Annotated in this window: 17 protein-coding genes, 1 rRNA gene and 2 pseudogenes; 16 read left to right on the top strand and 4 right to left on the bottom strand. The window is 58.5% G+C overall.

What is annotated here, in order from left to right; genetic code table 11:
- Positions 1-18 precede the first annotated feature (18 nt).
- The 3 genes and pseudogenes from rrf to ACG2K1_RS11995 all read left to right on the top strand — a co-directional run.
- Positions 19-131 (top strand): 5S ribosomal RNA (gene rrf / locus ACG2K1_RS12005).
- 363 nt (positions 132-494) lie between these two features.
- Positions 495-821 carry a ComEA family DNA-binding protein gene (locus ACG2K1_RS12000; protein WP_395429613.1) on the top strand — a complete coding sequence of 109 codons (327 nt, stop codon included), beginning with the start codon at positions 495-497 and terminating at the stop codon, positions 819-821.
- Between the two features lie 70 nt (positions 822-891).
- Positions 892-1061, top strand: a pseudogene (locus ACG2K1_RS11995) (IS1595 family transposase); the annotation flags it as partial.
- A 28-nt stretch (positions 1062-1089) separates the two neighbouring features.
- Here the strand turns inward: ACG2K1_RS11995 and rsmI are convergent.
- The gene (rsmI, locus tag ACG2K1_RS11990; RefSeq protein ID WP_395429599.1) at positions 1090-1962 is read right to left on the bottom strand and encodes a 16S rRNA (cytidine(1402)-2'-O)-methyltransferase; all 873 of its coding nucleotides are present in this window, start codon (positions 1960-1962) and stop codon (positions 1090-1092) included.
- A 268-nt stretch (positions 1963-2230) separates the two neighbouring features.
- Between rsmI and ACG2K1_RS11985 the strand changes: the two genes are divergently transcribed.
- From ACG2K1_RS11985 to ACG2K1_RS11965, 5 genes are all read left to right on the top strand, one after another.
- Positions 2231-2578 carry a YraN family protein gene (locus ACG2K1_RS11985; RefSeq protein ID WP_094030849.1) on the top strand — a complete coding sequence of 116 codons (348 nt, stop codon included), beginning with the start codon at positions 2231-2233 and terminating at the stop codon, positions 2576-2578.
- A gap of 4 nt (positions 2579-2582) precedes the next feature.
- Positions 2583-3176 (top strand): phosphoheptose isomerase, encoded by a 594-nt coding sequence (locus tag ACG2K1_RS11980; RefSeq protein ID WP_009424822.1) that lies wholly within the window; start codon positions 2583-2585, stop codon positions 3174-3176.
- 77 nt (positions 3177-3253) lie between these two features.
- Entirely contained in the window at positions 3254-3580 is a 327-nt protein-coding gene (locus ACG2K1_RS11975; protein WP_036495372.1) for a hypothetical protein, read from the top strand.
- A 57-nt stretch (positions 3581-3637) separates the two neighbouring features.
- Entirely contained in the window at positions 3638-4780 is a 1143-nt protein-coding gene (locus tag ACG2K1_RS11970; RefSeq protein ID WP_094030850.1) for a class I SAM-dependent RNA methyltransferase, read from the top strand.
- Positions 4781-5331: 551 nt separating this feature from the next.
- The gene (locus ACG2K1_RS11965) at positions 5332-5598 is read left to right on the top strand and encodes a hypothetical protein (RefSeq protein ID WP_402838213.1); all 267 of its coding nucleotides are present in this window, start codon (positions 5332-5334) and stop codon (positions 5596-5598) included.
- 66 nt (positions 5599-5664) lie between these two features.
- Here ACG2K1_RS11965 and proB read toward each other — a convergent pair whose 3' ends face one another.
- Positions 5665-6786 (bottom strand): glutamate 5-kinase, encoded by a 1122-nt coding sequence (proB, locus tag ACG2K1_RS11960; protein WP_395429598.1) that lies wholly within the window; start codon positions 6784-6786, stop codon positions 5665-5667.
- Between the two features lie 48 nt (positions 6787-6834).
- Positions 6835-7134, bottom strand: a complete 300-nt coding sequence (locus ACG2K1_RS11955) for a DUF2818 family protein (protein ID WP_009424828.1) — start codon at positions 7132-7134, stop codon at positions 6835-6837.
- A gap of 458 nt (positions 7135-7592) precedes the next feature.
- Here ACG2K1_RS11955 and fabI point away from each other — a divergent pair, with 458 nt between their 5' ends.
- The 4 genes from fabI (at position 7593) to ACG2K1_RS11935 (ending at position 11129) form a co-directional block, all read left to right on the top strand.
- Positions 7593-8375 carry an enoyl-ACP reductase FabI gene (fabI, locus tag ACG2K1_RS11950; protein WP_395429597.1) on the top strand — a complete coding sequence of 261 codons (783 nt, stop codon included), beginning with the start codon at positions 7593-7595 and terminating at the stop codon, positions 8373-8375.
- 70 nt (positions 8376-8445) lie between these two features.
- Positions 8446-9288 carry a 3-deoxy-8-phosphooctulonate synthase gene (gene kdsA / locus ACG2K1_RS11945; protein ID WP_395429596.1) on the top strand — a complete coding sequence of 281 codons (843 nt, stop codon included), beginning with the start codon at positions 8446-8448 and terminating at the stop codon, positions 9286-9288.
- Between the two features lie 155 nt (positions 9289-9443).
- Entirely contained in the window at positions 9444-10862 is a 1419-nt protein-coding gene (locus ACG2K1_RS11940) for a tetratricopeptide repeat protein (protein WP_395429595.1), read from the top strand.
- Between the two features lie 78 nt (positions 10863-10940).
- Entirely contained in the window at positions 10941-11129 is a 189-nt protein-coding gene (locus ACG2K1_RS11935) for a hypothetical protein (protein WP_395429594.1), read from the top strand.
- 15 nt (positions 11130-11144) lie between these two features.
- Here ACG2K1_RS11935 and ACG2K1_RS11930 read toward each other — a convergent pair whose 3' ends face one another.
- Positions 11145-11663, bottom strand: coding sequence for a hypothetical protein (locus tag ACG2K1_RS11930; RefSeq protein ID WP_395429593.1), 519 nt, complete (start codon positions 11661-11663; stop codon positions 11145-11147).
- 165 nt (positions 11664-11828) lie between these two features.
- On the opposite strand from ACG2K1_RS11930, the gene ACG2K1_RS11925 reads away from it, so the two are divergent.
- The 4 genes and pseudogenes from ACG2K1_RS11925 to ACG2K1_RS11910 form a co-directional block, all read left to right on the top strand.
- Positions 11829-12605: a ParA family protein gene (locus ACG2K1_RS11925; protein WP_395429592.1), complete on the top strand. Its 777-nt coding sequence runs from the start codon at positions 11829-11831 to the stop codon at positions 12603-12605.
- Between the two features lie 201 nt (positions 12606-12806).
- Positions 12807-14195: a TolC family protein gene (locus ACG2K1_RS11920; protein ID WP_395429591.1), complete on the top strand. Its 1389-nt coding sequence runs from the start codon at positions 12807-12809 to the stop codon at positions 14193-14195.
- A gap of 141 nt (positions 14196-14336) precedes the next feature.
- Positions 14337-16457, top strand: coding sequence for a type I secretion system permease/ATPase (locus tag ACG2K1_RS11915; protein WP_395429590.1), 2121 nt, complete (start codon positions 14337-14339; stop codon positions 16455-16457).
- Between the two features lie 212 nt (positions 16458-16669).
- A pseudogene (locus tag ACG2K1_RS11910) lies at positions 16670-17074 on the top strand (HlyD family efflux transporter periplasmic adaptor subunit); the annotation flags it as partial.
- Positions 17075-17146: the final 72 nt, after the last annotated feature.

Genomic DNA, 17146 nt, shown 5'->3' with positions numbered 1-17146 from the left:
CCGATTTGACAGTTTACGTCTGGCGGCCATAGCGAGTTGGTCCCACGCCTTCCCATCCCGAACAGGATCGTGAAACGACTCAGCGCCGATGATAGTGTGGATTCCCATGTGAAAGTAGGTCACTGCCAGACACTTATTCCGAACCCCCGCAAAAAGCGGGGGTTTTTGTTTGTTCATGCCGGAGTAAGAATTCGTGCCTGTTTGTTTGTGCCGTAGTAGGGGTTTGAGGCTTTATCCCGGGTATGCGTCATTCGGGCCGGGTATGCATCATGGTGTAGGTTTCGGTCTGCTGCTATCTTTATCTTAAGCTTCTTCTGTCGGATAAAACAGAATGTTGCTCCGGGAAAATGCTTGCCGATTCGGCAGTTTTTAATTATGATATCCGTTCTTGATTGTGCCGGCCCGTCCGGTGTGTGTGCCGGAACATTATTTCGGTTGTGTGCAAAAAGAAACCGGAATGGTGTGCCGCTTATGTGTCAGAAAGGAAAATTATGATGAAGAAAATCCTGTTCGGATTGGCAGCCTATGCGCTGGCGGCTCTGGCCGCCGCTGCGGTTAATATCAATACGGCAACGGTGGAGGAGCTGAAAGCCCTGCCGGGCATCGGCCCGGCCAAAGCCCAGGCCATTGCCGACTACCGTAAGGAAAACGGTGATTTCAAATCGGTTGAGGATTTGAAAAAGGTCAAAGGCATCGGCGAGGGTATCTTCGGCAAGCTCAAGGATGAGGCTACCGTCGGTTCCTCACCCAATGCCAAAGCAGCCAAACCCGCCGCACCTGCCGCCAAAAACGTACCGCCCGCTCCCGCCGCCAAAAAGTAGACGGGAAAACCCGTATCCGCAGCCGCCGGGAGCTTCACTGCCGGCGGCTTTGCCTTGGGTGGAAGCCTTTCATCTTCTCTCGATTGAAAATTTTTGGAATCAGGCAAAGCGCGTACTGCGCAAATATAATGGAACCCGCTGCAAATTTTTTCTGCTGTTCTTGAGAGAATGCGGGTTTCGTTTAACTTTGGGACGCCTTCTAAGCAACTTAAAGTATTGCGTCGGTGGTGTGAAAATTAGGGTTCATCTAGTACGACAGTCCCTGAGATTACTGCTGCTTCAAAGCCAACGCCGCTTCATACAATATCTTTTTTCCTTCGCCCGTAATCTGTGCCGTTAATGCTGCAGCCTGCTTGGTGGGCAGTTCGTCAGCAAGAATGCGGAGCACGCGCAGGGTTTCGTCGGACAGGGTTCCGCTTTTTTCCTGCGCGGCGGGGTGGAGGACGAGCACCATTTCGCCGCGCGTTTGGTTTGCGTCTTCTCGCAAGGCCATCTGAATGTCCGCTACCGTGCCGCTTAAAAAGGTTTCGAAGGTTTTGGTCAGTTCGCGTGCCAGTGCCATGCGGCGTTCGGGAAAGGCGGCGGCCATGTCGGCTAGGGCGGCTTCGATGCGGTGTGGGGTTTCAAACATCACGATCGGGTAATCCGCCTCCTGCCATGTGTCGAACAGTTTTTTGCGTTCGGCGCTTTTCGGTGGCAGAAAACCGCTGAAATAAAAGTCGGACTCGGCTACTCCCGCCGCGCTGAGGGCGGCCATCACCGCGCTGGCGCCGGGTACGGGGACGACTTTGAAACCGGCCGCGCGGACGTGTTCCGCCAACCGCGCACCCGGATCGCACACGGCGGGCGTACCCGCGTCGGACACTTGGGCGACGATGAGGCCGTCTGAAAGGGCAGAAACGATTTTTTCCGCCATTTGCCGCTCGTTGTGCTCGCGTACGCTGAGGAGCTTGGTCTGTATGCCGTAGGCGGCGAGCAGGCGGGCGGTGACGCGGGTGTCTTCTGCACAGACGAGGTCGGCCCGTTGCAGCACGGCCAGCGCGCGCAGGGTGATGTCGGCAAGGTTGCCGATGGGCGTAGCGACGACATACAGCGCGGATTCGAGGCTGTCGGCGGCTTTTTGCAGGTGTTTTTGCAGCATGGTTTTGCATCCGTGAGGAAACGACGCATTGTATAGTGAGCCAAAATAAAAAATCTACGCTGTTGCCGCCCCTAGCTCGAAGAGGGCGGTTTTCTACGGCATTGGAAATGCCAAGAAAACCAGGCCCGTACTATCCATGCTGTCTTTGGCTTGCCACCTTGTATCTTTTTGTGTTGACCCACTATAGCTTTCAGACGGCCTGTTTGCAGCAAAACACGTTGTCCCGTAACATTCGGGCCGTCTGAAAACCTTTGTTTGGGAAAAACGAATGCGCCTGAACCATCCGCAAGGACAGGCCGCCGAAGATGCCGCGCTGGCCTTTCTGCAACGGCAGGGCTGCCGCCTTGTCGAGCGCAACCGGCATTGTCCGCACGGCGAAATCGACCTGATTATGGAATCGGGAGGCGTGCTGCTGTTTGTTGAAGTAAAATACCGCAAATCGGCAGCGTTCGGCGGCGCGGCGCACAGCATCACGCCGTCCAAACTCGTCAAGCTGCAAAAAAGCGCCGAACTGTATCTGCAACAGCACCCGAAACGCGGCCGCGCCTGCCGCATCGACGCCGTGCTGATCGAAGGAAACGCCGCCCCCGTCTGGCTGCAAAACATCACAGGATAAACCCATGACCACATTGGAAGAGCGCGTCCGCGCCCATTTTGAAGAAAGCATCGCCGCCAAGCGGCAGGCCGTCGAAGTGTTGGCCGAACCCACCGCCGCCGCCGCGCAAATGCTGCTCGAATGCCTGATGAACGACGGCAAAATTCTCGTCTGCGGCAACGGCGGATCGGCAGCCGACGCCCAACACTTCGCCGCCGAACTCACCGGCCGTTTTGAAAAAGAACGCATGGAGCTGGCCGCCCTTGCCCTCACCACCGACACCTCCGCCCTCACCGCCATCGGCAACGACTACGGTTTCGAACACATATTCAGCAAACAAGTCCGCGCCCTCGGCCGTCCCGGCGACGTGCTGTTGGGCATCTCCACCTCGGGCAACTCCGCCAACGTTATCGAAGCCATCAAAGCCGCGCACGAGCGCGACATGCGCATCCTCGCCTTCACCGGCCGCGACGGCGGCAAAATCGCCGCCATGCTGAACGACAGCGACATCCTGCTCAACGTCCCCCACCCGCGCACCGCCCGCATCCAGGAAAACCACATCCTGCTCGTCCACGCCCTGTGCGACTGCATCGACACCATGCTGATGGAAGGCATGTAAAACGGAATGAGGCCGTCTGAAAACGAAAGCTTCAACGAAGTGAAAACCTGTTTCAGACGGCCTCACATTGCCCCGCCATGAAAAAGACGCTCCTCACCGGCCTGCTCCTGTTTCTCGGCCTGAGCCCGTCCGCCGCCCGCGCCGCCGAAGAAACCCGCCACTACCTCGGCATCGTCTACCCCAAACAGCGCAACCGACCCGTCGTCTTCTACGACGAAATCAGCCGCGAACGCGCCGCCGAAGTGCGCAAACAAGGCGAACCCTCCTGCTACACCGTTACCTACCGCAACGGGCGCCCCGTAAAATTCGTCAAAAACCTGCGTCACAAAAAACTCTCCGAAGGCAAAATCCTCTACGACGCAAACAGCCGGCCCGCAGGCATCCGCTTCACCGATACCCCGTAAACCTTCCGCCAAACCGTCCGGCACAGGCCGCCCGTAAACCCGCAGAAAACCCATTCCATGACCGATTACACCCTCTTTGCTACCTGCCCGCGCGGCCTCGAAACCGTTCTCGCGCAAGAACTCGCCGGCCAAGGCTGCACACACATCCAAGCCGCCGACGGCGGCGCGTCCTGCCAAGGCGGCCTCGAACAAATCTACCGCGCCAACCTCCATTCCCGCACCGCCTCCCGCGTCCTCGTCCGCCTCGCCCGCGGCGCATACCGCAGCGAAAACGACCTCTACCGCCTCGCCCGCAACATCCCCTGGCACGAATGGTTTTCAGACGGCCACACCATAAAAGTCCACAGCGAAGGCCGCCGCGCCGCCGTCAAAAGCCTCGACTTCGTCAGCCTCAAAACCAAAGACGCCCTCTGCGACCACTTCCGCGAGCGCACCGGCCGCCGCCCCTCGGTAGACAAACACCGCCCCGACATCCGCATCCGCGTCTTCCTCGACGACAAAACCGCGCAAATCTTCCTCGACACCAGCGGCGAAGCCCTGTTCAAACGCGGCTACCGCCAAGACACCGGCGAAGCCCCCCTGCGCGAAAACCTCGCCGCCGGCCTCCTCCTCCTTGCCGGTTACGACGGCAGTCAGCCCTTCCAAGACCCCTTCTGCGGCAGCGGCACCCTCGCCATCGAAGCCGCCTGGATCGCCCTTAACCGCGCCCCCGGCCTCATGCGCCGCTTCGGTTTCGAAAAATTGGCCGTGCACGATCCCGCCCTGTGGGCGCGCCTCAAAGCCCAAGCCCGCGCCCAAATCAAAAACAGGCCGTCTGAAAACATCGCCGCCGGCGACAACGACCGCGCCATGACCCGCGCCGCCCTCACCAATGCCCGCGCCGCCGAAGCCGATATGTTCATCGACATCGTCACCTGCGACGCACAAGACGCCCGCCCCAACGGCGGGGGCGGCATCATGCTCTCCAACCCGCCCTACGGCGTGCGCCTGGCCGAAATCCAAAGCCTGCACGCCCTCTACCCGCAACTCGGGAGCTGGCTCAAACAACACTACGCAGGCTGGCTCGTCGGCATGTTCACGGGCGACCGCGACATGCCCAAAATCATGCGCCTCACCCCCAAACGCAAAATCCCCCTCTACAACGGCAAACTCGACTGCCGCCTCTTCCTCCTCGACATGGTGGCCGGCAGCAACCGCTGAACATAAAAGGCCGTCTGAAAAACTGTTTCAGACGGCCTGAAGTTGTGAAGGGCAGTTGTAGGCCGACATGGTGCGTTACATCGGTTTTGAATGATTGTTTGCTTTCGTTTGTTTTTCTATATGTTATTGAATAGTAAATTTATAAAAGAAAATGATTGGTAAATCGGCTGGTCTGCTTGCTGGATTAAGAGTACTGTTTGGAAACGGTTAGATGAACCTTATTGATTACTCAATTCTCAGCTAACAAGGAGATTAAAATGGCGTATTTTGTTGTTACTTCCAACTCAGGAAACAAGGCAATTATTAATGGCAATAATGTATCGAAAGTTGTTGATTTCGGGTCATTCTGAACGATTTATCAAGGTGCTGATACTAATAATTACCAAGTTAAGGAAACCTTGCAGCAGATTTTAGACAATTTACAGAATTAGTTTGAAATCGGTTTATTTTATAAACGACAGTGCCGGTTCTGTTACTCTGGCACTGTTTTTTTATTTTCCAAATAAGGAGTTTAAGTCATGTCCCGTTTGTTTTGGATGCTGGCGGCCGTTATGCCCGCCGTTGTTGCAGCCGCCGACAGTTATGAAATCGAAAGATTGGAACGCAAATGTACTTTGGAGCGGGAATCTTTGCTGCGCCATCGCAACGGCACGCCGTCTTGCGAACAATTGGACAGGATCTACGGCCGACCGCCGAAAACAGAACCCGTCGTTATTGTCCAACCGGCGGAAGAAAAATACACGGATTACCGCTGGAACGACGGCTATAAACAAAATTGCCTTCATGACAAAAAAGGCAACGTCGTCAGTTGCTATTGAATACAAGTGAATATGAGGCCGTCTGAAAAGCGTTTCAGACGGCCTCTTGTCTTTTGCGCAGCGGGTTTACCAGTGCGCCATATTGTCGCGGTGGACGAGTTCTTCTTCCCAGACGTAGCCGAGTTTGGCGGCGATGTGTTCGGACGGGGTTTTCAGGATGCGTTCGGTTTCGCCGCTGCCGTAGTTGGCGAGGCCGCGGGCGATTTCGCGGCCGTCGGCGTTGCAGATAGCGACGAGTCCGCCGCGGTGGAAGCTGCCTTCGACGGCGGTGCAGCCGACGGGCAGCAGGCTGCTGTGTTTTTTGACCAGGGCGGTTTCGGCTCCTGCGTCGACGGTGATTTTTCCGGCGGGACGGATGTGGCCGAGCAGCCATTGTTTGCGTGCGGCGATGCGGTTTTGGCTGCTGGTAAAAAGGGTGCCGATGTTTTCGCCGTCTGCCAGGCGCAGGAGGACGTCGGCTTCGCGGCCGGAGGCGACGACGGTGGCGGCGCCGCCCAAGGCGGCGCGTTTGGCGGCGCGCACTTTGGTGTACATGCCGCCCGTGCCGATGCCGCTGCCCGCGCCGCCCGCCATGTTTTCGAGTTCGGGGTGGTCGGCGGCGATGCAGGCGATGAATTGCGCCTGCGGGTTTTTGCGCGGGTCGCTGTCGTAGAGGCCGTGCTGGTCGGTGAGGATGACGAGGGCGTCGGCGTCGATAAGGTTGGCGACGAGGGCGGCGAGGGTGTCGTTGTCGCCGAGTTTGATTTCGTCGGTGGTGACGGTGTCGTTTTCGTTGATGACGGGGACAATGCCTTTGTCCAGCAGGGTTTTGAGGGTGCTGCGGGCGTTGAGGTAGCGGGTGCGGCTGCTGAGGTCTTCGTGGGTGAGGAGGATTTGCGCGGTGTGGATGCCGTGCGGGCGGAAGGCGGCTTCGTAGGCTTGGGCGATACCCGTCTGGCCGACGGCGGCAGCGGCCTGGAGTTCGTTGAGGGCGGTGGGGCGGTGCGGCCAGCCGAGGCGTTTGATGCCTTCGGCGATGGCGCCGCTGGAAACGAAGACGATGCGGATACCGCGCTGTTTGAGGGCGGCGATTTGCGATGCCCAACGGTTGAGGGCGTCTTGGTCGATGCCGCGCCCTTCGGCGGTGACGAGGCTGGAGCCGGCTTTGACGACGATCAGGCGGGCTTGGGCGATGTTGGGGTTTTCCATGTTTTTTCCTTTGTTTGTATTTGTCGGACGGTGTTTCGGAATGCAGGTTTACTGTTTGTCGCGCTCCTGCCAGAAATAACGCCAGACGAAGCCGGGGAAGGCGGCGACGAGGAACAGGCAGGCGCAGACGGCATAAAATTCCCAGCCCTGCGGGTGGACGCTGCCGGCGCGGCTTTCGAGCAGGCGGGCAAGCGCCCCGGTGAGGACGAAGGCGGCGGCCAGTTCGAGCAGGTGGTGTCCGGCGTGTTTGCGCGGCAAGGCTTTGACGCCGAACAGGCGCGTGCTGAGGAAGGGCAGGTTGGCCAGGATGAGGGCGAGGGCGATGAGGGTGTACATGGGGGCGGTCATGATGTGTCCGTGTTTTGTGTTGTTGCAACGCCGTCCCGCACAGGCGGGGCGGTCTGCCGTATAGGCCGTCTGAAATCGCAGTGCTGCTTCGGCGCAGGTAAAAAAGGGCTAGTCCAAATCGACGTGCAGGATGTGCTGTCCGCAGTGCAGGCAGCGGAAGAGGCAGCCGACTGCCGGGCCGTCAGTGTCGGCCTTCACGGCAAATCTTTCGCGGGGGGGGGAATGCGGTTTTAACTTCGTTGGAGTGTCGCTTTCAGACGGCCTCACCGCCTCTTGCGTGCGGCAGTTTGAAGCAAATATGCGGTGCGGGCGCATTGTAACTGTTTTTGCCGCAGGAGGCCGTCTGAAAAGGCCGTCTGAAACTGCCCGTCCGGCTTTCAGACGGCCTTTTCCCATGCCCGGCAATCTCGGCTATAATCGCGCCCGTTTTTTGACAATCTCACAATAAGGACAAGCAAATGGGCTTTCTGCAAGGCAAAAAAATCCTGATTACCGGCATGATTTCCGAGCGCTCCATCGCCTACGGCATCGCCCGCGCCTGCCGCGAACAGGGCGCGGAACTGGCGTTCACCTATGTGGTGGACAAACTCGAAGAGCGCGTGCGCAAAATGGCCGCAGAGCTCGGTTCGGAGCTGGTGTTCCGCTGCGACGTGCAGAGCGATGCCGAAATTGCCGCCCTGTTTGCCGATTTGGGTAAAGCGTGGGACGGTCTGGACGGCCTGGTTCACGCCATCGCTTTCGCGCCGAAAGAAGCGCTGGACGGCGATTTTCTTGACAGCATCAGCCGCGAAGCCTTCAACACCGCTCACGACGTGTCGGCCTACAGCCTGCCCGCGCTGGTGAAGGCCGCCCGCCCGATGATGAAAGGCCGCAATGCCGCCGTTGTCGCCCTCACCTATCTGGGTGCGGTGCGCGCGATTCCGAACTACAACGTGATGGGTTTGGCCAAAGCCAGCCTCGAGGCCGCCATCCGCTTCACCGCCTCTTCCGTCGGCCGCGACGGCATCCGCTGCAACGGCATTTCCGCCGGCCCGATCAAAACGCTGGCCGCTTCGGGCATCGCCGATTTCGGCAAGCTGCTCAAACACGTTGCCGACCAAAACCCGCTCGGCCGCAACGTTACCATCGAAGAAGTGGGCAACACCGCCGCCTTCCTGCTGTCCGATTTGTCTTCCGGCATCACCGGCGAGATTACCTATGTCGACGGCGGTTACAGCATCAACGCCCTTTCCGTGGTGTAAACCCGTCCGCTTGGCGGCGCAGGCATCGTCCCGCGCCGTTTTTTGTCCGCACGTTACGAAAGAAAACGCCATGATCGTCTCCATCAACGGCATCACCGTCTCCAACACCGCACCCTTCGTCCTCTTCGGCGGCCTCAACGTCCTCGAAGACCTCGATTCCACCCTCTTTGCCTGCGAAAAATACGTCGAAGTCACCCGCAAGCTCGGCATTCCCTATGTTTTCAAAGCCTCCTTCGACAAGGCCAACCGCTCGTCCGTGCACTCCTACCGCGGCGTCGGTCTGGAAAAAGGCATGGAAATCTTCGCCGCCGTGAAACGCGAGTTCGGCGTGCCCGTTATCACCGACGTGCACGAACCCTACCAGTGCGCGCCCGTTGCCGAAGTGTGCGACGTGCTGCAACTGCCCGCCTTCCTTGCCCGCCAAACCGACCTCGTGCAGGCCATGGCCGCGACCGGCCGCGTCGTCAACATCAAAAAACCGCAGTTTCTCAGCCCGTCGCAGATGAAAAACATCGTCGAAAAATTCAAAGAAGCGGGCAACGGCAAACTGATTCTGTGCGAGCGTGGCAGCAGCTTCGGCTACGACAACCTCGTCGTCGACATGCTCGGCTTCGGCGTGATGAAAAAAGCCAACCCCGAAGTGCCCGTGATTTTCGACGTCACCCACGCCCTGCAAACCCGCGATTCCGGCTCGGCCGCATCGGGCGGCCGCCGCGCGCAGGTGCTCGATCTCGCGCTCGCGGGCATGGCCGTCGGCCTCGCCGGCCTGTTCATCGAAGCCCATCCCGACCCCGACCGCGCCAAATGCGACGGCCCCAGCGCCCTGCCGCTGGACAAACTGGAAGATTTCCTCGCCCGCGTCAAAGCCGTCGACGACTTGGTCAAATCCTTCCCGCCGCTCGAAATCGGCTGACAAAAGGCCGTCTGAAAAACCGTTTTACAGGTTTTCAGACGGCCTTTTTAACGCGTGCCCGGCCGACATGACGAACAGTTTTCCCGATGGAAAAAAAGCCGGTTATCCGCTAAAATCCGCCGCCATAAAGACACAACAATAAACCCGCCACGTTCATGACCGAAAACGCCGAATCACTCTTCCAGCAGGTACGGCAGTACCTCACCGCCGTGCCCACCGACTACGCCGCCGCCCTGCCCCTGTTGGAAAAGGCGGCCGAAGCCGGCCATGCCGAAGCGGCGTTCCAACTGGGCGGCTGCATGCAGTACGGCATGGGCACCGAACCCAACCGCGTACAAGCCACCTACTGGCTGCGCAAAGCCGCCGAAGGCGGCCACACCACCGCCCGCTACAACCTCGCCCTCCTGCGCGAAGACAACGGCGTCCCCGTTGAAACCGTCATCCCCGCCTATCTCTCGCTGGCCGAAGAAGGCCACACCGACGCGCAGGTGCGCGTCATGCACTATTACGCCGAAAAACAAGACGAACGCGCCGTTCATTGGGCGCAGCAGGCGGCGAAAAACCACCATCCCCAAGCGCAAATCTTCCTCGCCCGCCACTACCAGCACAGCAAAGTCCCCAACCTGCCCGCCGCACACCAACTCTACCAGCAGGCCGCCGCGCAGGGCATCGTGTCTGCCCACTGGCAGCTGGCCAACCAGTTCCTGCACGGACAGGGCGTGCCGAAAAACCACAAACAGGCGCTCTACCATCTGCGCATCGCCGCCGAAGCCGACGTCGCCCCCGCCCAAGCCGAACTGGGCAAACTCCTGCTTGAAGGCCGCTACCTGCCCGCCGATGCCGAAGAAGGCATGAAATGGATCAACAAGGCCGTGCGTCAGGAAGACGATGCCGCCTGCGCCTTCATCGCCAAACAATACCTGACGGGCGAACACATCGGCCGCGACTACAAAAAAGCCGCCCTCTACGCCGCCAAAGCCGCCCGCCACAACCAGCCCGACGCCCTCTGCCTGCTCGGCGACATCCGCCAATACGGCCTCGGCATCCAAACCGATCTCGAAAAAGCCCGCGAATACTACGAACACGCCGTCAAATACGGCAGCCTCGTCGCCATGCAGCGCCTGCTGATGCTCGACTCGCGCAGCCACGTCGACAACCCCGCCTACAATCAGGAAGTACTCGAATTCCAGCAGTCGCTCGAACGCAACTACCAATCCGGTTTCGCCCTCCACTACGGCATCGGCGTGGCACAGGATTTCGAAAGCGCCTTTGCCTACTACTCCATGGCCGCCCGCAACGGCCACCCCAAAGCGCAAACCAACCTCGGCATGATGTATTACAACGGCGAGGGCGTCGAAGCCGACGCCAAACTGGCCGCCCGCTGGTTCACCCAGGCCGCCACCCAGGGCGACACCACCGCCCAATACAACCTCGCCTGCCTGCACTACTCCGGCACAGGCGTGCCGCAGGACACCGAAATCGCCTGCAAATGGCTGCAAACCGCCATCGACAGCGGCCACGACCACCCTGAAGAACTGCGCCGCCTGATGGAAGAATGGCAGGCGCATCCCTGAACCTGAACGCAAAAAGGCCGTCTGAAACCCCCATCCCGTTTTCAGACGGCCTTTTTGCGCCGCTAACCACTGCGCCCGTTGCCAGAAACCGCCTTCTTCCACACCGGAAAATGCGGCAAACAGATTCCCGCCGCCGAAAACGGCGGCCGCTTCCGTTACCGCTGCGGTAAAAAACGCGTCCGAACCGATGCTCTGACCGCCACCCGCCCAAATGCTTTGAGGCCGTCTGAAAACTCCGAATGGGAGTTTTCAGACGGCCTCAAATAATCTGCGCACGCAAAGCTAGTGCCTGCGCCGCAGCGAAAACGCGCCCTTCCTGTCGGCATCGAAAACAAAACGCCCGTCCTGCACCGCCGCGTAAGTCTGCCGCTCCGACACAGGCTGCAAGCCCGCGTGTTCCAGCATATATTTCCCCACCTCGTCGGGCTTGGCGGTAATCGCGGCGGCCAGCTTGTCGAACAAATCGCGGCACACGCCGCCCGCCGCCCAGCCTGCCGCCGCATCCTCCATACACTGCCCGTTCAGCTCGTGCATATTTTCCGGAAACTTGCCCGTAAACGCGACGAAATTGCCCTCCGGCAACCCTTTGACCGGATAGCGGTAGGTCTTTTCGCCGTGTTCCCCTTCGCTGATTACCGGCTCGCCCAAAGGCAGTTTCGGCGCGAGCACGGCAATATCGATAAACTTCACGGTAAAGCCCGGTTTGGGCGGCATCAGCGCCGCATCGGCGGCAGGCTCACCGCCGCCGCAGGCCGCGAGCGCCGCCAGCAGGGCGGCAGTCAGGCATTTTTTCATCATCATACGGATTCCTCTGCGAAAAACAGCCGCCATTATAGACCTTCCGCCCGCAGGGCGCTAAGGCCGTCTGAAAGCGCAGAGCGCCGCCGCAACCCGTCCGCGTGCCGTTTCAGACGGCCGCAAATAACGGTACAATCCGCCCCCTTTCCAACCCGACCGGAAACCGTCATGAGCGCATACGTCATCGCCGTCGCCAACCAGAAAGGCGGCGTGGGCAAAACCACCACCGCCGTCAACCTCGCCGCCTCGCTCGCGGCGGAAAACATGCGCGTGCTCGTCGTCGACCTCGACCCGCAGGGCAACGCCACCACCGGCAGCGGCGTCGACAAAACCGCCATCGCCAAAGGCGTCTACCACGTCCTGCTCGGCGAAGCCACCGTGCGCGAAGCCGTGTCCGAAAGCCCCGCCGGCGGCTACCGCGTCCTGCCCGCCAACCGCGCGCTGGCGGGCGCGGAAGTGGAACTCGTGCAGGAAATCGCCCGCGAAATGCGTCTGAAAAACGCCCTGGCCGAAGTGGCGGACGACTACGACTACGTCCTCATCGACTGCCCGCCCACCCTCACCCTGCTCACCCTCAACGGCCTTGTCGCCGCCGACGGCGTCATCGTGCCGATGGTGTGCGAATACTACGCCCTCGAAGGCATCTCCGACCTTGTCGCCACCGTGCGCAAAATCCGCCAGGCCGTCAACCCCAAGCTCGACATCCTCGGCATCGTGCGCACCATGTTCGACAACCGAAGCCGTCTGGCCGTGGAAGTGGGCGAACAGCTCAGCCGCCACTTCGGCGGCAAACTCTTCTCCGCCACCATCCCGCGCAACATCCGCCTGGCCGAAGCCCCCAGCCACGGCATGCCCGCCCTGGCCTACGACCCCAAAGCCAAAGGCACGCTGGCCTACCGCCAACTGGCCGCCGAGCTGCTGCAACGCACGGGAAAGGCCGTCTGAAAGACGGTTTTCAGACGGCCTCTACGTTGGTAAGAGTAGTATTTCGGCCGATATGCGTAGTACGTTTTCTGTTTGAATATTTATTTGATAATTAAATTATATTTACATTATTTGTCTGGGACGAATCAAATTATTTTCTACTGTCTTTCAATAAATATTCTAAAGCTGTGCCCTCAATATTGACTGACTACTTATACCATTATGTTAGCTAGATTTTTTTCTTCTGTTTTTTTCTTCTCCTCTATGTTGGCTCCTGCCTGTGCGTTCACTCTCGGCGACGCTATTGCTGCCGCTGAGCGACATTCTGCGGACTACGCTGCCGCTTTTTACGAGAGCAAAGCCGCACAGGAGAAGCCTATCCAAGCACGTGCTGCGCTGTTGCCCCAGGTCAATGCTAATGTTCTCCATCAGCATCAGCCGGAGTCTGTTTCTGCCAGTACCCGCAGCAGAGGTTGGAGCATTCAGGCCGAGCAGGCTTTGTTTGATCGCGGCAGATGGTTGCAATACAAACAGGGAAAAATTACTGCACAAAGCGCTAATTTCCAACTACGCCATGCAGCTTCCGAAACCGCCTTTCAGACTGCCCGTGCCTATTTCGATGTTTTATCTGCACAGGAGCAGCTGGTTGCGGTCCGAGATGAACGGCAGGCTTTCGAACAACAGGTGCGGCAGGCACAGGCCATGTTCCAAACCGGTGCAGCCACCAAAATTGATGTGCAGGAAGCCATGTCCGGTTATGATGCCGCTGTTGCCAAAGAAATGGCTGCCCTCAACCGGCTACAGCTTGCACGTAGCACTCTTTCCGAGATGACCGGCCTCGATGCCCGCGAAGCCGAAGCTCCCGCATTTCCCTCGCCGCTACCGGATATTCTTCAAGATAGACCTCAGACCTATTGGCAGGAAAACGCTGACCGTAATAATCCCGAACTGGCCGTACAGCGGTTGGCTGCTGCTAATGCCCGTATTGCTTTGTCTGAAGTCAGAGCCCGCCATTTACCCCGTCTTAGCGCGTCAGCCGGTTATCAGGATTATCATAACCGCCAGGAATATGGCGGTCGCGGCCAAAACTACCGCAGCCGTGGTGCTACCGTATCTGTGCAGCTTACCCTTCCTCTCTTCAATAGCGGCCTTACCGTCAGCCAAAGCCGAGAAGCTGCTGCCCGCCTCAATCAAAGCAACATGCAGGTAGAAGCAGCCGAACGCAGGATCCGCCAAGCTGTCAGCCGCGCCTATCTCGATACTGTTGGACAGTGGTATCAGAGCAAAGCTCAAGAACGTTTGCTGGAGACCAATCGCGCCAAATTCCAAGCTGCGGAAAAAGGTCTTGGTCTTGGTTTGAGTACCATCCTGCAGGTGGTACAGGCGAGGCAGGCCGAATCGGAAACGCAGCAGAAACTCGCGGAGACCCGCTATGCTTGGCTGTCGTCTTACGCCGAACTGTTGCACCATGCCGGTTTGCTTGATGGTGGTAGTGAACGGGAACGCTTTGCCCGCCTTGAAGGCATCGTGTCGGAAACTGCGAATAGTGGAAATGGTATAGTTGTCACAAGGGTGCTGAAAAAAGCATCATTAAGAAAAGTCAAACAGTAGAGGCGCATCATCAAACAAAATACCATAAAATAATTTGGTTTAATCATTCTGAAAGTCAGCTGTTCGTTTTATTCCAAACTACTAGTATTTATCATCCCGATAAACTGTTCTGATTCATTTATTCTGACTCGCAATCCTATTATGCAGACTTTTGATACTGTTTCTCACCCTGCTCTTTCTGCCCTAATCCTGCTCGCCCACTTTCACGGCATTGCCGCCAATCCGGCCGACATCGTCCACCGCTTCGGCAGCGGCAGCGCCGATTTGTCGCTCGACCAATGGCTGCTGGCGGCCAAAAGCCTCGGCCTGAAAGCCAAGCCGGTAAAGCACAAAATCGAGCGGCTGCACCTGATGGCGCTGCCCGCCTTGGTGTGGTGCGACGACGGGCGGCATTTTATCCTTGCCAAAACCGACAACGGCCGCTATCTGATTCAGGATTTGGCCGGACAGAAAACCGCCGTGCTCGACGAAGCGCAGTTTGCCGAACGCTATTGCGGCACCGTAGTTGCCGTCGCTTCCCGTGCGTCGGTGCTGGGGCAGCTGGCCAAGTTTGATTTCACTTGGTTTATCCCCGCCGTTGTCAAATACCGGCGCATTTTGCTGGAAGTGCTGGTGGTTTCCGTCGTTATCCAGCTGTTTGCCCTGATTACCCCGCTGTTTTTCCAAGTGGTGATGGACAAAGTGCTGGTGCATCGCGGCTTTTCCACGCTGGACGTAATCGCCGTTGGCCTGCTGGCGGTCAGCCTGTTTGATGTGGTTTTGGGCGGGCTGCGTACCTATATTTTTGCCCATACCACTTCGCGCATCGATGTGGAACTGGGTGCGCGGCTCTTTCGCCACCTGCTGTCGCTGCCGCTGGCCTATTTCGAACGCCGCCGTGTCGGCGATACCGTGGCACGTGTGCGCGAATTGGAGCAAATCCGCAGCTTTCTCACCGGCCAGGCGCTCACATCCGTGCTGGATTTGTGTTTTTCCTTCATTTTCCTGCTGGTGATGTGGTACTACAGCGGCCGGCTCACCCTGATTGTGCTGGTTTCCCTGCCGCTGTATGCCTTTTGGTCGGCCACCATCAGCCCGCTGCTCAGAAGCCGTCTGAACGACAAATTCGCCCGCAATGCCGACAACCAGTCTTTTCTCGTTGAATCCGTTACCGCTATCGGCACCATCAAAGCCATGGCCGTCGAGCCGCAGATGACCCGCCGCTGGGATCAGCAGCTTGCCGCCTATGTCTCTTCCGGCTTTCGCGTTACCCGCCTGGCCACCATCGGCCAGCAGGGCGTGCAGCTCATCCAAAAGCTGGTTACCGTTGCCACCATGTGGCTGGGCGCGCGGCTGGTGATCGACGGACAGCTTACCGTCGGCCAGCTCATTGCTTTCAATATGCTGGCCGGGCAGGTAGCCGCCCCCGTTATCCGGCTGGCGCAGCTGTGGCAGGACTTCCAGCAGGTCGGCATTTCCGTTTCCCGTCTCGGCGACATTCTCAACAGCCCCACCGAAAACCCTTCTTCCCGCCTCGCCCTGCCCGACATCCAAGGCCGCATCACCTTCGAGCGCGTCTCCTTCCGCTACCGCCCCGACGGTGCCGAAATCCTGCGCGATCTCAATCTCGACATCCGCGCCGGCGAAGTGCTCGGCATTGTCGGGCGCAGCGGCTCCGGCAAATCCACCCTGACCAAACTCGTCCAGCGGCTCTACGTACCCGAGCGCGGCCGCGTTTTGGTGGACGGCAACGACCTGGCCCTGGCCGATCCCGCCTGGCTCAGACGGCAGGTCGGCGTCGTCCTGCAGGAAAACGTACTGCTCAACCGCAGCGTGCGCGACAACATCGCCCTGGCCGATCCCGGCATGCCGCTCGAGCGCATTATTCAGGCTGCCAAGCTCGCCGGCGCCCACGACTTTATTATGGAACTTGCCGAAGGCTACGACACCGAAGTCGGCGAACAGGGCGCCGGCCTGTCCGGCGGCCAACGCCAGCGCATCGCCATCGCCCGCGCCCTGATCAGCGACCCGCGCATCCTGATTTTCGACGAAGCCACCAGCGCGCTCGACTACGAATCCGAACGCGCCATTATGCAAAACATGCAGGCCATCTGCCGCAACCGCACCGTGCTCATCATCGCCCACCGCCTGTCCACCGTACGCATGGCGCACCGCATTATTGCCATGGACAAAGGACAAATCGTGGAAGCGGGAACGCATGAAGAACTGCTGGCGCAGGAGGACGGGTATTACAGTTATCTGTACCGCTTGCAGAACGGATAAAAGGCCGTCTGAAAAACAAAGTGTAGAAATCAACCGCGTTGTTTACACCACAGGTTGAGAAAAATAAGCCTGTAGTGTAAACAACGCGGTTGATTTCTACACATAAAGAATTTCTCTCCCGCTACCTCACCGTATGGTGCAATGTCTGTTCGGATCGCGAGTCGGCACGCAGTGAATATGAACGCGCTTTTCTGTCCGCCCATTTTGAGTTTGTCGGAATCCCTGTTTCGGCCGCGCCGAAATCGACGTCCTGGCCGATTATGGTAGTTGTACCTGACGAAAATTAGATGGAAATCGAAGCCCTGCTGCCGAACAAAGACATCGGTTTTGTCAAAGCAGGGCAGGATGCCGTGATCAAAATCGAATCCTTTCTCTACATACGCTACGCTATCTGACTGGCAAAGTGAAAAACGTCAGCTTCGACGCGGTGGGACATGAAAAACTGGGTTTGGTGTTTGCCGTTACCGTTGCACTGGACGATGATAGAAGGTCAAAAGGTTAGCCTTACCGGCGGCATGAACATCACTGTCGAAGTCAAAATCGGTAGACGGCGGTTAATCGACTACCTGATTAGCCCACTGCAAACCAAAGTGGGCGAGAGTTTACGCGAGAGATAGCTCGGTTTGATGTCCAAGCAAAAGAGAAAAACCATCTAAAAATGAAATTTACAATATATTTACAATCATCGT

The sequence above is a fragment of the Neisseria sp. 23W00296 genome (assembly GCF_044772855.1).
Lineage (GTDB): Bacteria > Pseudomonadota > Gammaproteobacteria > Burkholderiales > Neisseriaceae > Neisseria.
This window is presented reverse-complemented; position numbering and strand designations above follow the sequence as displayed.